10 protein-coding genes and 1 pseudogene are annotated in these 14005 nt (G+C 35.0%); 10 read left to right on the top strand and 1 reads right to left on the bottom strand.

Features of this window, described 5'->3' with window-relative positions; all coding sequences use genetic code 11:
- Positions 1–8 precede the first annotated feature (8 nt).
- The 8 genes and pseudogenes from ACT17O_RS05780 (at position 9) to ACT17O_RS05745 (ending at position 11869) form a co-directional block, all read left to right on the top strand.
- Positions 9–596, top strand: coding sequence for an MptD family putative ECF transporter S component (locus tag ACT17O_RS05780; RefSeq protein ID WP_049489415.1), 588 nt, complete (start codon positions 9–11; stop codon positions 594–596).
- The gene (locus tag ACT17O_RS05775; RefSeq protein ID WP_164496838.1) at positions 593–1282 is read left to right on the top strand and encodes an energy-coupling factor transporter transmembrane component T; all 690 of its coding nucleotides are present in this window, start codon (positions 593–595) and stop codon (positions 1280–1282) included. The genes ACT17O_RS05780 and ACT17O_RS05775 overlap by 4 nt, the downstream gene beginning before the upstream one ends.
- On the top strand, positions 1276–2646 hold the full coding sequence (locus tag ACT17O_RS05770) for an ABC transporter ATP-binding protein (RefSeq protein ID WP_048773348.1): 1371 nt from the start codon (positions 1276–1278) through the stop codon (positions 2644–2646). Before ACT17O_RS05775 ends, ACT17O_RS05770 begins: the two co-directional genes overlap by 7 nt.
- Before the next feature lie 247 nt (positions 2647–2893).
- A pseudogene (locus tag ACT17O_RS05765) lies at positions 2894–4168 on the top strand (phage tail tip lysozyme); the annotation flags it as partial.
- Between the two features lie 361 nt (positions 4169–4529).
- On the top strand, positions 4530–4940 hold the full coding sequence (locus ACT17O_RS05760) for a cell envelope biogenesis protein OmpA (protein ID WP_303407826.1): 411 nt from the start codon (positions 4530–4532) through the stop codon (positions 4938–4940).
- A 47-nt stretch (positions 4941–4987) separates the two neighbouring features.
- Entirely contained in the window at positions 4988–11200 is a 6213-nt protein-coding gene (locus ACT17O_RS05755) for a DEAD/DEAH box helicase family protein (RefSeq protein WP_444817216.1), read from the top strand.
- 74 nt (positions 11201–11274) lie between these two features.
- Positions 11275–11559: a DUF5962 family protein gene (locus ACT17O_RS05750; RefSeq protein WP_007520203.1), complete on the top strand. Its 285-nt coding sequence runs from the start codon at positions 11275–11277 to the stop codon at positions 11557–11559.
- 13 nt (positions 11560–11572) lie between these two features.
- Positions 11573–11869: a DUF5966 family protein gene (locus ACT17O_RS05745; RefSeq protein WP_096406718.1), complete on the top strand. Its 297-nt coding sequence runs from the start codon at positions 11573–11575 to the stop codon at positions 11867–11869.
- 13 nt (positions 11870–11882) lie between these two features.
- Here the strand turns inward: ACT17O_RS05745 and ACT17O_RS05740 are convergent, their stop codons facing one another.
- A complete protein-coding gene (locus ACT17O_RS05740; RefSeq protein ID WP_004249782.1) occupies positions 11883–12080 on the bottom strand; it encodes a hypothetical protein in 198 nt (65 codons plus the stop codon).
- A gap of 159 nt (positions 12081–12239) precedes the next feature.
- On the opposite strand from ACT17O_RS05740, the gene ACT17O_RS05735 reads away from it, so the two are divergent.
- Entirely contained in the window at positions 12240–12881 is a 642-nt protein-coding gene (locus ACT17O_RS05735) for a hypothetical protein (RefSeq protein WP_037619220.1), read from the top strand.
- Between the two features lie 9 nt (positions 12882–12890).
- Positions 12891–13976 (top strand): DNA primase, encoded by a 1086-nt coding sequence (locus tag ACT17O_RS05730; RefSeq protein ID WP_444817215.1) that lies wholly within the window; start codon positions 12891–12893, stop codon positions 13974–13976.
- Positions 13977–14005 lie beyond the last annotated feature (29 nt).

The following is a 14005-nucleotide window of genomic DNA, read 5'->3' as shown; positions in this document are numbered from 1 at the left end:
AGGAAAATATAAAAATGGAAAAATTAAGAATTAAAGATTTAGTTACGATAGGTGTATTTACAGTAATATATTTTGTACTTATGTTTGCTTCGGGAATGATTGGTATTGTACCGATTTTATACTTGGCATACCCTACACTGGCAGGCATTATAACAGGAATAGTTATAATGCTCTTTATGGCAAAAGTTCAAAAATCATGGGGATTATTTATACTTGGGTTGATTTGTAGTCTTGTAGCAATTGCAATGGGAAATACATATGTAATATTGATACATGCTGTAATCAGTATGGCAATTGCGGAACTTTTAAGAAAAAAAGGAGAATATAAATCATTTAAATTTAATATGCTCTCATTTGCCGTATTCAACACTTGGATTTGTGGTTTCCTTATGCAAGTTTTGTTGGCTAAAGACAAGGTTATTAAACTGGCTGAAACAGGCGGTATGGGTCACGATTATATAATGAAGCTCATAGCACTTTTGAATTATCGAAGTATGGTATTAGTATATATCGGTGCTGTTGTCGGCGGGATACTCGGCGCATATATTGGTAAAGTCTTTTTGAAAAAGCATTTCGAAAAAGCTGGTATTGTATAATGCTCGTTTCTTTAGACAATCCATATAATCCCAATCCAATTAGTAAAATTTTAGTAAGTTTTTCACTTGGATTTGCTGTATTTTATAAAGTAAATACCTATTTTGAATGGGGAATTGTGCTTCTTATTTCATTTCTTTTTTTAATGAATGGATTTAAGAAAGAAGCCTTAAAAAACATATCATTTTTTGGGGTTCTTTCTTTGATACCTAATCTTGATGTAATTAGAAATATGAATGCGATTTTAATGATGTTTTTTATGCTATTTGCTGTATGTAAGATGTTTTATCTTCCATTTAGTGCGGGAAGTTTTTTTTTAAAAACATCGGATGTAGGAAGTGTAATATCCTCAATGGATAAAATGAATTTACCTCGTACTGTTTCTATACCAATTGCTGTAATGTTTAGGTTTTTTCCTTCATTTAGGGAAGAAAGTCACAATATAAAACTTGCTATGAAAATAAGGGGTATTACATTTAAAAATCCAATTTCATACATCGAGTATGTAATTGTGCCTTTACTTGTTATATCTTCTAATATTTCTGATGATATTGCAAAGGCAGCAGAAACAAAATGTATTGAAAATCCTGTTAAAAAAACTAGGTACATATCCGTCAAAACGAAAACAGTTGATTTTGTTTATGTGCTTTCAATACTGATTATGGTTATAGGAGGAGCTTTATGGTAGAAATTGAAAATTTATCTCTATCTTATGGAAATTCTCCTAAAGTGTTAAAAAACATTTCTTTAGATGTAAAAAAAGGCGAATGTGTATTATTTACTGGGAAAAGTGGTAGCGGAAAATCTTCAATTATAAATTCTATCAATGGGTTAGCTGTACGATATGATGGAGCTTCTATGGGTGGAACCATCAGGATTGATAATAAAGATATTAAAAACCTCGAATTATACGAAATATCGCTCTTAGTATCAAATGTATTTCAAAATCCAAAGACACACTTTTTCAATATAAATACTACTCTTGAATTACTTCTCTATTTGGAGAATATAGGACTTTCAAAAAAACAAATGGATGAAAGACTAAATGATATGTTGGATTTGTTTCCGATAGAACATCTTTTAAATAGAGATATTTTTAAGCTTTCGGGTGGAGAAAAGCAGATTTTATGTATTGCTGCAAGTTATATATCTGGAACGGAAATCATTGTTTTAGATGAGCCTTCATCAAATCTTGATGAAGAAAACATTTTAATCATAAAAGAAATGCTTATAAAACTTAAAGATAAGGGGAAAACTCTTATAATCTCAGAACATAGAATATTTTATCTAATGGATATTGTAGATAGAGTTTTTTTGATTAAAGATGGGGAAATACAAAAGGAATATACTCAAATAGATTTTATGAAAATACCGTCTGAAAAGCTAAAGAAGTTAGGTTTAAGAAATAAGAATAGAGTAAAACTTACAGTACCCGAAAATGAAAATAAGGGAAATTTAGAAGTAAAAAACATTGAATTTAAGTTTAATGGCATAGATAAAAAATTGCATTTAAAAGACCTCTCTTTTGAAATGGGAAAAATTTACGGCATAGTAGGAACAAACGGACTTGGTAAATCCACTTTGCTCAGATGCCTTATAGGCTTAGAAAGAAAATCGAAGGATGAAATCTATTTGGACGGCAAAAGACTTTCAAAATCAGATAGGCTAAAAATATCATCCCTTGTAATGCAGGATGTTAACCATCAGCTTTTTACCGATTCTATTGCAAGTGAAGTAGGTCTTGGAATAAAAAATATTGAAAGTAGTTATGTTGAAAATATTCTGAAAAAACTTGATTTATATGAATCAAAAGATCGTCATCCAATGAGCTTGTCAGGTGGACAAAAGCAAAGGGTAGCAATTGCATCTGTACTATGTAAAAAATCTAAACTTATGTTTTTTGATGAGCCTACTAGTGGAATGGATTATTGCAATATGATGAACATATCCCATCTGATCAACGAATGTAAAAGCGATAAGAAAATAATATTCATTGTTTCACATGACCAAGAATTTTTAAATTCGATAGCTGACAATGTTATATATTTGTAAATATCCATAGAGATACTCATATTTGAAAAATCAAAATAAAGGAAATTTAAAGATGTAAGGAGATAAAAATATGAAATATCATGACATGATAATAGAAAATATAAGTGTATGTGAATTTCTTTTATCGTGTGAAAGTAAGATATTTTGTTTAGGAAAATTTTTATGCGTTATTAAATAATATAATAGAAAAAGAATACATTTCTAAAAGAGGACTTTTTACGCCAAAGTGTAGAAGTCCTCCTTTTTTATTATCACTAACGGAAAAGGAGAGAATGGGAGTCGCTTAACCTTATATTCCATTCATAATGGCCGTGCGATTGAGGGGACAAGAGTTCTAACGGGTGATGTTATAGGTGAAACACCAGATGATACAGGTTTGAAAGTTTCCTATCAAAAGTATAAGAATAAGAAAGAAAAATTGGTGTATGTCAATCCGCAGTTTTATTTCCCAAAAGTCATTCAACTTCAGACTACTATCTTACCAGCTATTGGTCAGTTTGGTGGGGATGAGTTTGAACGAGCAAAACATATTTATGAGTTTTTGAAATCTCAAGGGGCAAGTCCCCAAGCCATTGCGGCAATTTTAGGAAATTGGTCGGTAGAGTCTTCTATTAATCCTAAACGTGCTGAAGGGGATTATTTATCTCCTCCTGTTGGCGCTACCGATTCCTCATGGGATGATGAAGCGTGGTTAGCGATTGGAGGTCCAGCCATTTATAGTGGTGCTTATCCTAATATCCTTCATAGAGGTTTGGGGTTAGGTCAATGGACAGATACTGCAGATGGTTCAACACGTCATACAGCTTTATTGAATTATGCACGCAGCCAAAATAAGAAGTGGTATGATTTAGACCTACAACTTGATTTTATGCTTCATGGGGATAGTCCTTACTATCAAAGTTGGTTAAAGGATTTCTTTGGAAATACAGGCAGTGCTGCCAATCTCGTCCAACTCTTTCTTACCTATTGGGAGGGAAATTCTGGTGACAAACTACTGGAAAGACAAACCAGAGCAACGGAATGGTATTACCAAATTGAAAAAGGCTTTAGCCAAACAAATGGGGTACAGGCTAAGAGTGACCCACAATCCCTTGAAGGTATTCGTGGGGACTTGTATGATCATTCTGTTTCTGGTGGTAGAGATGGTATGGCCTATGCCTATGGACAATGTACATGGGGTGTTGCGGCTCGTATGAACCAGTTAGGATTAAAGCTAAAAGGTAGAAACGGAGAGAAGATTTCAATCATTAATACCATGGGGAATGGTCAGGACTGGGTTGTGACAGCTTCAAGTCTTGGTGGGGAAACGGGCTCTACACCAAGAGCAGGTGCCATTGTTTCTTTTGTAGGAGGTACACATGGCACACCAACAGACTATGGTCACGTGGCCTTTGTAGAGAAGATCTATGATGATGGTTCTTTCCTCGTGTCTGAGACAAACTATGGTGGCAACCCTAACTATACCTTTAGAAAAATCTCGCAAGTAGATAGTGCCATCAGTTTTGCCTATACGGTGAAATAAAGAAGTTGATACTTGAAATTGTAGCTATTTAAAGATACAATATGTCTATAAATGAGTAGTCGGCTCATGGTTAATCTGATAGTAATCTTGGACATAAGGGCCAAGCGGTGGCGGACACCAGAACGAAATCCGATAGCAATCTTGGGCGTAAGGGCCAAGCGGTGGCAGACACCAGAATAAACCGACTGACTAGGTGGCTTACAGGTTCTGTAAGTCGTCTTTTTTACTTTAATAGTAATGTTTTACATTTTAAGGAGAACGCAGTTTTGGCTCGTTCTCTTTTTTTTGTTGTGATACTTCTTTCAAGGAATATTTGGTAGGATTGGAGTGAAAAAAGATTAACTAGGAAAGAAGGAAGTATATGGAAGCCATTTATCAACGTGATTCGGATCAAGATGGATTAACTGATGCTCAAGAATTGGCGCTAGGAACCAATCCTCTTAGCGCAGATTCTGATGGTGATGGTCGTTCAGATTTATTGGAAATAGAAGAAGGAACTAATCCCTTAGAAAAGGATTTTCAAGACTTAGACCAAATAAGTATAACTGAACCGTCATCAGTATTTATGGAAATGAAACAAAAGATTTCAGGTATGATGGAGAGTCACTACAAGGAATTTATACAGGCTCTGATTAGTATTGAAACAGGGATTGAAAACCAACAAGACCTAGAAGACTTATATACTTACTACATGAGAACAGATGCCGTTTCTCTTTTGTCTAGTGATTTAGAAACCAGTCCTCAAGAGGTTGAAATGGAGATAGAGTTGTAGGGGAATCATGTGATTCTCCTATTTTCGTATAGATGAAAGGAGCAATAATGGAAGTAATGCAATTATTGGCTATGTTTCGTGGAACAATTCCAAAAGATAGAGAGAAAATGACCCTATTTCTTCGTTATCAAGCTCAACATTTTGATGAGAAATGGCAGGACTTGGTAGAGAGTTTTTTGACTGAAGAGGGCAAGATAGAAGAGATACCTCATGTCTATTCGTTTCATCAAGATATTGTTTCTTTTCTAGAGACCAGTTCTGAAAATAATGACCAAGATCTAGAAAGTTACACAAGAAATTTTGGACAAGTAGGTTTAGATAAATTATCTCAATTAAGTAATTGGGAGAAAAACTTGGTGCTAGAAGTCGCAACCTATAACCTTTCCACTCGATTTTACATCCAATCTGAAAAAGAGAAGCTAACACCATTAAGTGAGCTTGTATTTCATCAGAATCAGGATGTCAATTTAGTCAATGTCTATCGAGTTGCGAATAATCTATCTGACCGTATTAGTAGAGATATAGAGGAATTCCTTCTAATGGTTGATTCTAAAGAACTAAAAAAAGAGGTTCTTGAGATTCATTTTGAAGAAAAAGAGGGAGATGTTCTAGCCTATATGGGTTCAGAATTGATGGCTACTTTAGATACAGTTACGGATCTTGTTCATCGTGAAGAAAACTACCAACAACTCCCACTGACACAAAAGATGAAGATTATTAGTCATTTTGATGATGTAAAGGCTAGAAGCGAAAAGTCTAAGCAAGTAGAGGAATCCTTATCTCCTTCAAGTGAAATTGAACAGGAAACAGAAGAAACTAACCTTTTTTCTAATGTCGATAAAATTGTAGAAGAAGCTTTGAGGGAATATCCGATTGGTTCACAAGTAAGTTATAAAGGTCAAGTATTTCGATTGGTTTCGATTGAAAATGCACAGTTAAATGACTTAGTTCGCCTAGAGCTATTCAATGATTCTAACCAGTTATTTGAAGAAAATCCTATCTTATACTTGAACAGTTTAGAAGAGATTGAACAAGTATTGTCTCTCGTAGAACTTGAAAAAGAAGATTCAGAGATTGAGATTGATTCATCAAGTGAAAGTCAGGAAATAGATTTGTTTTCCTACCTGGAAGAAGAAAATGAAAAGGATAAGGAAACAGAAACGCTTATTGTAGGCATAGAAGAGACGGATGTCCCCGTTCAAGATTTTGTTTTTCCAGATGACTTAGAGGACTTTTATCCTAAGACAAATCGAGAAAAAATTGAAACGAATATTGCCGCAATTGATCTTGTTAAAAGATTAGAAAAAGAGGGAAGACAAGCGAATCCAGAAGAACAAGAACTACTAGCCAAGTATGTTGGCTGGGGTGGCCTTGCCAATGAATTTTTCGATGAACTCAATCCAAAGTATGAAACAGAACGTTTAACTCTTAGGAGCTTAGTAAGTAAATCAGAATATTCGACCATGAAACAAAGTTCTCTCACAGCCTATTATACAGACCCAATGATTATTCGCCAGATTTGGCAAAAATTACTAGATGATGGTTTTGAGGGAGGAAGAATTTTAGATCCTTCTATGGGGACTGGGAACTTCTTTGCGGTGATGCCTAGAAGTATACGAGAGAAATCAGAACTCTACGGGGTTGAGTTAGAAAGTGTGACAGGCGCAATCGCAAAACAACTCCATCCCAATGCTCATATTGAAGTGCGAGGATTTGAAGAAGTTCCCTATCAAAATAATAGTTTTGATTTAGTCTTAACGAATGTTCCTTTTGGCAATTTTCGCATTGCCGATAAAAACTATGATAAACCTTATATGATTCATGACTACTTTGTCAAACACTCACTTGATTTAGTAAGAGACGGAGGACAAGTTTCGATTATCTCATCTATTGGCACAATGGATAAGCGGACAGATAATGTCTTACAAGAGATTAAATCCTACACTCATTTTTTAGGGGGAGTTCGGTTGCCAGATACGGCTTTTAAAAAGATTGCAGGTACTCGAGTGACCACAGATCTCCTCTTTTTTCAAAAGGATCAAGCAAAGAATCTTAATGAAGATGAGCTTGTCTTTAGTGGCTCTGTTCCTTTTGAGGAGGATAAGCGTGTCTGGATCAATCCTTATTTTGATGGGAAATACAATACACAAGTTTTGGGTGAATATGAGGTTCGTAATTTTAATGGAGGAACCCTCAATGTTAAGGGGGAATCAGAAACATTAGCTACTGACATTATGGAAGCATTAGAGAATGTGGAGGCACCTAAACCAATTGACAATTCTTTGAAAGAACCTGTTTTTATCCAAGAAAAAGTGGATAATTCTATCCCAAGTCGTATTCGTGAGAACTTAGCGCTCTATTCTTTTGGATATGAGGGAAATCAAATTTATTACCGAGATACGCATGGCATTCGGAAAAGTTCAAAAGTAGACGAAATTAGTTATTATGTAGACGAGAAGGGAGATTTTAAAGCCTGGGACAGTTCTTTGTCTGAACATAAAATAGATCGATTCGTGCAACTTCATTTGACAGATGAGGAAGCACTAGATGTATACAAGTCAGAAGAAGCGAGTAAAAGAGGGAAATATAAGGGACTGTTCAAAAAAACTGTCTTTTATGAAAGCCCCTTATCGGATAAGGATATTAGTCAGATTAAGGGAATGGTTGATTTAAGGGAGACCTATCAAGCCTTAATTGAAATTCAACGCCATCAAGATTATAATCGTTCAGATTTTCAAGTATTACTTAGTAAACTCAATCGTGACTATGACCGCTTTATAGGTCAATTTGGATATTTGAATGCCTCAGTCAATCGGAACTTATTTGATAGTGACGATAAGTATTCTTTACTAGCAAGTTTAGAAGATGAATACATTGATTCAAAAGATCAAAAAGTAAAATATAAAAAATCTTTAGCTTTTGAGAAAGCATTGGTTAGGCCAGAGAGAGTGATTACAAGAGTTTCAACGGCTTTAGATGCCTTAAACTCTAGTTTATCGGATGGTAGAGGGGTTGATTTAGACTATATGGTATCAATTTATCCCGAACATAGCCAAGCTGCTATTTTAGATGAGTTAGGAGACCAGATTTTAATGGATCCAGAAAGCTATTTAAGAGGAGAAAGAAAATATCTTTCTAAGAACCAGTTTTTATCAGGAGATATTCTCAACAAGATAGAAGTAGTTCAACTATTAGTGGAGGAAAACAATCAAGAATGTGACTGGTCCCATGCTTTAGATTTATTAGAATCAGTTCGCCCTCCACGGATTCATCTGGCAGATATTGAGTTTAAAATCGGTTCACGTTGGATTCCTCAATCCGTTTATGGTAAATTTGCCTTTGAATGTTTTACCAATCGAGAATTTGAATTGTCTTCGCCAGATGTTGAACAAGTCATTGAAGTGAATCCTGTTGATGGGCAGGTTCATTTAAGGACATCATTTGCTTATCGCTATCCAAGTGCCAAAGATAGTAGTCTTGGAGTCAGTGGCTCACGTTATGATACAGGAAGAAAGATTTTTGAGAATTTACTAAATTCAAACCAACCGACGATTACCATGACTGTTACGGAAGGAGAAAAGAAAAAGACCATTACAGATTTGGAAAAAACCTCTGTTTTAAGAGCAAAAGAGCAGCATTTACAAGAGCTCTTTCAAGACTTTGTCTCACGGTATCCAGAAGTCCAACAAGTCATTGAAGAAAGTTATAATCGTCTTTATAATCGAACGGTTAGTCGAGAGTATGATGGTAGCCATCTAGTCATTGATGGCTTGGCACAAAACATCAGTCTTCGTCCTCATCAAGAGAATGCCATTCAAAGAATCGTAGAAGAAAAAAGAGCCTTATTAGCTCATGAGGTAGGTTCAGGAAAGACCTTGACCATGCTTGGTGCTGGCTTTAAATTAAAGGAGTTGGGGATGGTTCATAAGCCCTTGTATGTGGTGCCCTCTAGTTTATCTGCTCAATTTGGCCAAGAAATCATGAAATTTTTCCCTACTAAAAAGGTCTTTGTGACTACTAAGAAAGATTTTGTGAAGGCAAGAAGAAAACAATTTGTGTCACGTATTATTACAGGAGATTACGATGCCATTGTCATTGGAGATTCTCAATTTGAAAAAATCCCTGTCAGTAAAGAAAGACAGATGAATTATATTGAGGATAAACTCAATGAACTACGAGAGATTAAAACACATTCTGAAAATAAGTATACCGTTAAAGAAGCAGAACAATCAATAAGTGGCCTAGAGAAACAATTGGAAGAACTGCAACGCTTCAATCGTGATAGTTTTATTGATTTTGAGAACCTAGGGATTGATTTTCTCTTTGTAGATGAAGCACATCACTTTAAAAATATTCGTCCAATTACTGGACTTGGGAATGTAGCAGGAATTACCAATACAACTTCTAAGAAGAATGTGGATATGGAAATGAAGGTTCGACAGATTCAGGAAGAACATGATTTTAAAAATATTGTCTTTGCGACAGGGACACCCGTTTCCAATTCTATTAGTGAGTTATACACTATGATGAACTATATTCAACCAGATATCTTAAAACGCTATCAAGTTGATTATTTTGACTCTTGGGTAGGTGCTTTTGGAGAAATTCAAAACTCTATGGAATTAGCTCCTACAGGGGATAAGTATCAGCCTAAGAAACGATTTAAAAAGTTTGTCAATCTACCTGAATTGATGAAAATCTATAAAGAAACAGCCGACATTCAAACACAAGATATGTTGGATTTACCTGTTCCAGAAGCCCATATTATTCCTATTGAGAGTGAGTTAACTGAAAACCAGAAACTCTATTTAGAAGAATTAGTTATGAGGTCAGATGCGGTCAAATGTGGAACAGTCGATCCGAGTCAGGATAATATGTTAAAGATAACGGGTGAGGCAAGGAAACTAGCTATTGATATGCGTTTATTGGACTCTAGTTATAGTCTAGCAGACAATCATAAACTGCTTCAGGTAGTGGATAATGTTGAAAGAATTTATCGTGAGGGAATGGAAAATAAGGCTACTCAGATGATTTTTTCAGATATTGGAACACCTAAGAAAAAGGATAATGGCTTTGATGTCTATTCTGAAATAAAGGCTTTATTGGTTGATAGAGGAATCCCTAGTAAGGAAATTGCCTTTGTACATGATGCCAATAGTGATGAAAAAAAGAATAGTTTGTCTCGAAAGGTCAATGCAGGAGAGGTGCGGATTCTCCTTGCCTCAACTGAAAAAGGAGGAACAGGTTTAAATGTTCAGAGCAAGATGAAAGCAGTTCATCACCTGGATGTACCGTGGAGACCAAGTGACATTCAGCAACGCAATGGACGTATTATCCGACAGGGAAATGAAAACAAGGAAGTAGATATTTACCACTATATTACCAAAGGTTCGTTTGATAATTATCTATGGGCAACTCAGGAGAACAAACTCCGCTATATTAAGCAGATTATGACATCTAAGGAGCCGATTCGTGCTGCAGAAGACATTGATGAACAGACTATGACAGCTTCTGATTTTAAGGCGCTAGCAACAGGTAATCCTTATCTCAAATATAAGATGGAACTAGAGAATGATCTAACTCTATTAGAGAATCAGAGACGCGCCTTTCAACGCAGCAAGGATCACTATCGTAATACAATCTCTTACTGTGAAGAAAATATGCCCATTCTTGAGAAACGATTAAGTAAGTATGAAGGCGACATTCAACAGTCTGAAATGTCGAAAGACCAGGCATTTTCTATGACGGTAGGTAAGCAAGCTTTTGATCAACGAGCTGAAGCAGGGGAATCCCTACACCGTCTTATCCGTCATAATCAAGCTGACAGTATAGAATTTCGAACCTTAGCAAGCTATCGAGGATTTGACATTAAAATGCTTAGTCTTCCAACAAATCAACCTCTTCCTGAAACCTTCTCTGTTAAGATTGTAGGAGAAAATCAGTATTCTGTCGGTTTGGATTTGTATTCTCCTTTGGGAACGATTCAAAGACTCCAACATACGATTGATCACCTTAAGGAGGACCAAGTGAAAACTCAGAACTTATTGGATGAATTAAAGGATAAATGGACTACTGCTAAAGTAGAAATTGAGAAAAATTTTCCAAAGGAAGAGGATTATCAAACTAAAAAGGCCGAATACGATGTACTCGCGCCATTGATTGAAACAGAAACGGATTTAGATATTATTGATCAGGCCTTAAGACAATTCCACGAAAAAGGAAAAGAAAAGCAGGAACAACTTTCTTTTGAATTAGATTAAAAAATATATATAAATAGCGGACAAGAAAAGAAAAGCGCGGTAAAATAAAGATAGAAAGAAGCGAGGTAACGATTATGATGGAAGATACCTATTATCAATTAGAAGAGGCTTTGGTACAGGGATTTCAAACACCTGAAGAATACCAAGCCTACAAGGAGTTAAAGGAACATTATGAGGAAGTGACAGGGGATTACAGTTTTTCTAAACGAGAACTCACTAGTCAATTGGAAATCTCTCTTCAGAATCATCGAGGTGTGGACTTTGAAGAACATGAAAAAGAGGAGTATTTGGACTTAGTTCAAAAATTAGAAGAGTTTGATTCCTCTTTTGCCACCTATTATCGTCAATTGATTGACTAGAAAGGAGAAAGTCATGAATGATTTACTCCTTTTCCCAGTAATTTTTTTAGCAGTAGGAGGAATTCTCATTCTTTTATGGAGGCTCTTTCTTATTGCCAGTGGACTTTTCCTGATTGGTTTTGTCAGTTTTCTTATTTTCGTAGAAGTCTATGGAATTTATTTGTTCTTTACTGAACCTAGTTTATATTTTGATGATATCAGACAACATGGTTTAACTAGTTTTACGGCTGTGTACCTTTTCATCAATCTGATGTTGGTTATAGGATTCAGTTGGCGCTTCATTAACTCCATAAATAAGAAAAAAATGTGAACTTTTTAGATAGTTAAAAGACTTTATCTGAATCTAAATTCGGATAAGGTTTTTTATTTGCCTTGATTCTTTCATATACTTCATAGCTAAATTGGAGCAATAATTTATGAAAATCATTATCCTCACTATTATTACTTGTATTTATGGCTTGTTTATGTCGTTCAATATGAGAAAGAGCTCTTCTCAAATTTTCTTCTTTTAATTTGTTCATATTTATATTATAAACTGAAGACAGCTAGTTTTGATATTTTTCTCTGAACTGTATGATTTTGAGCCTGAAATGTAGGAATCACCTTTCGTTGTGGTGTGATAAAACTTACAAGTTCTTTTTGTTATTCTTGACCTAGTTTTTATAGAAAGAAGGTCTAAGATGTTAAATAAAGTCAAAACTAAAGCCTTAATTAGTGTTGGAGCAGTAGCCGCAACTAGCTTTATTCTCATGATGGGATATACTGCTGGTCAACATTCTACTGCTAAACAAAGTCGCAAAGAGATTGAATTGGCTGCAGCTAAACTTGTAGAGGATAAACAAGCAGAAGATAAAGCTACCATTTTGTCATCGGATACTGTAAAAGAATTTTTAACACAGTATTATACGAAAGAAAAACTCGGAGAAAATAATACACGTATTCAACCTTATATGACTGAATCAGCTTATTCTCAAGAATTGTCAAGTCAAAATGATGCCATGAACCAAGTGTATAAGGACTATATTTTGGATTATCATTTTGAAAAAGCTGATATCTTTGTCAATCAGACTACGAATCAAGCTATTGCCATGGTCTCTTATAATGTAACCTATGTATCTGATTTAAAGAATGCCAACCAATCAAAGACCAATCAGACAGAAACTAGAACGGTTAAGTTGTCTTATTCGAAAATACCAGGTAAGTTATTGGTCAACCAAGTACAGGTTTGGAAATCTGGGTTAGATGATTTAGATAAGGCCACTCCCAAAACTCTAGAAGAATCATCATCAATACCATCACTGCCAAATACTACGACAAAATGATGATATTGCATGGAAATAGAAGAATGTAAGCAAATTTCAATTCTTGATGTAGCAAGTCGTTTGGGTATCTCCTTTAAACAAGTTTCTAGCAGTGTCTATGAACATCCTGAACACGATTCATTCCGAATTTTTTCGAATACCAATACTTTTAAATGGTTTTCAAGAGATATTCAAGGTGATGTCATTGATTTTGTTCGACTTGTTAAGGGAACTTCCTTTAAAGAAGCTCTAACTTTTCTTTCTGAAGAACCTTTTCAAAAAGAAGCTGTTCAAGAAAATAGAGATAGTCCATTTTATTATCCTTTAAAGAGAATAGAAGATTCTAGCTGTAGTCTGGCTAGATATTATTTAACAGAACGTAGAGGAATCTCAGAAGAAATCGTACAAAAGATGATTCAACAAGGTTTGATAGCACAAGCCAGTTGGAAAACAAATGAAACTGTTGAACCTGTTATTGTTTTTAAAAGTTTTGATCATCGTCACAAACTGCAGGCAGCAAGCTTACAAGGAATTTATAAGAATCACTCTCTTCCTAGAGAAAGGTTAAAAACGATTCTAAAAGGAAGCCATGGATATGTTGGAATATCCTTTGACATTGGTAAACCAAATAGACTGGTCTTTTGTGAATCGTTCATCGACTTGATGAGCTATTACGAACTTCATCAACAAAGTCTAACTAATGTTCGTTTGGTATCTATGGAAGGATTAAAAAGGTCTGTTGTTGCTTATCAAACTTTACGACTAATAGCTGAAGAAAATCAGAAGTTGGAATTTTTAGATACAGTAACACCTTCAAAGTTATTGCATTTGATCAATACAATTCGTGATACCACCACCTATTTCGATAATCATCCTGATTTATTGACACTTGCGGTAGATTGTGATGATGCAGGAAAAGATTTTTCTGATAAGTTATCTCAATCAGGATTTCCTGTTTTACTGGATTTACCTAATAATGAATCTGGGAAAGAAAAAATAGACTGGAACGATATTCTTAGAGAAAAGAAATCAGATTTTCAATTTAAGCTTGAAACTGTAAAAGAGACATTTGGAAATCCACCAGTAAGACAATTATCTCAATGTTTAGAACTGTGATAACAAAATCAAGATGTTTTAGCTAATAT

Origin of the sequence: Streptococcus sp. HJ1 (assembly GCF_052399005.1) — a bacterium.
Lineage (GTDB): Bacteria > Bacillota > Bacilli > Lactobacillales > Streptococcaceae > Streptococcus.
Note: the sequence above shows the minus strand (reverse complement) of the source record. Positions and strands in the feature narration are given on the sequence as shown.

Excerpts from the sequence above, each read along its gene's own strand:
- ACT17O_RS05770 (WP_048773348.1), top strand. The coding sequence starts at position 1,276 with ATGGTAGAAATTGAAAATTTATCTCTATCTTATGGAAATTCTCCTAAA.
- ACT17O_RS05760 (WP_303407826.1), top strand. The coding sequence starts at position 4,530 with ATGGAAGCCATTTATCAACGTGATTCGGATCAAGATGGATTAACTGAT.
- ACT17O_RS05755 (WP_444817216.1), top strand. The coding sequence starts at position 4,988 with ATGGAAGTAATGCAATTATTGGCTATGTTTCGTGGAACAATTCCAAAA.
- ACT17O_RS05750 (WP_007520203.1), top strand. The coding sequence starts at position 11,275 with ATGATGGAAGATACCTATTATCAATTAGAAGAGGCTTTGGTACAGGGA.
- ACT17O_RS05745 (WP_096406718.1), top strand. The coding sequence starts at position 11,573 with ATGAATGATTTACTCCTTTTCCCAGTAATTTTTTTAGCAGTAGGAGGA.
- ACT17O_RS05740 (WP_004249782.1), bottom strand. The coding sequence starts at position 12,080 with ATGAACAAATTAAAAGAAGAAAATTTGAGAAGAGCTCTTTCTCATATT.
- ACT17O_RS05735 (WP_037619220.1), top strand. The coding sequence starts at position 12,240 with ATGTTAAATAAAGTCAAAACTAAAGCCTTAATTAGTGTTGGAGCAGTA.
- ACT17O_RS05730 (WP_444817215.1), top strand. The coding sequence starts at position 12,891 with ATGGAAATAGAAGAATGTAAGCAAATTTCAATTCTTGATGTAGCAAGT.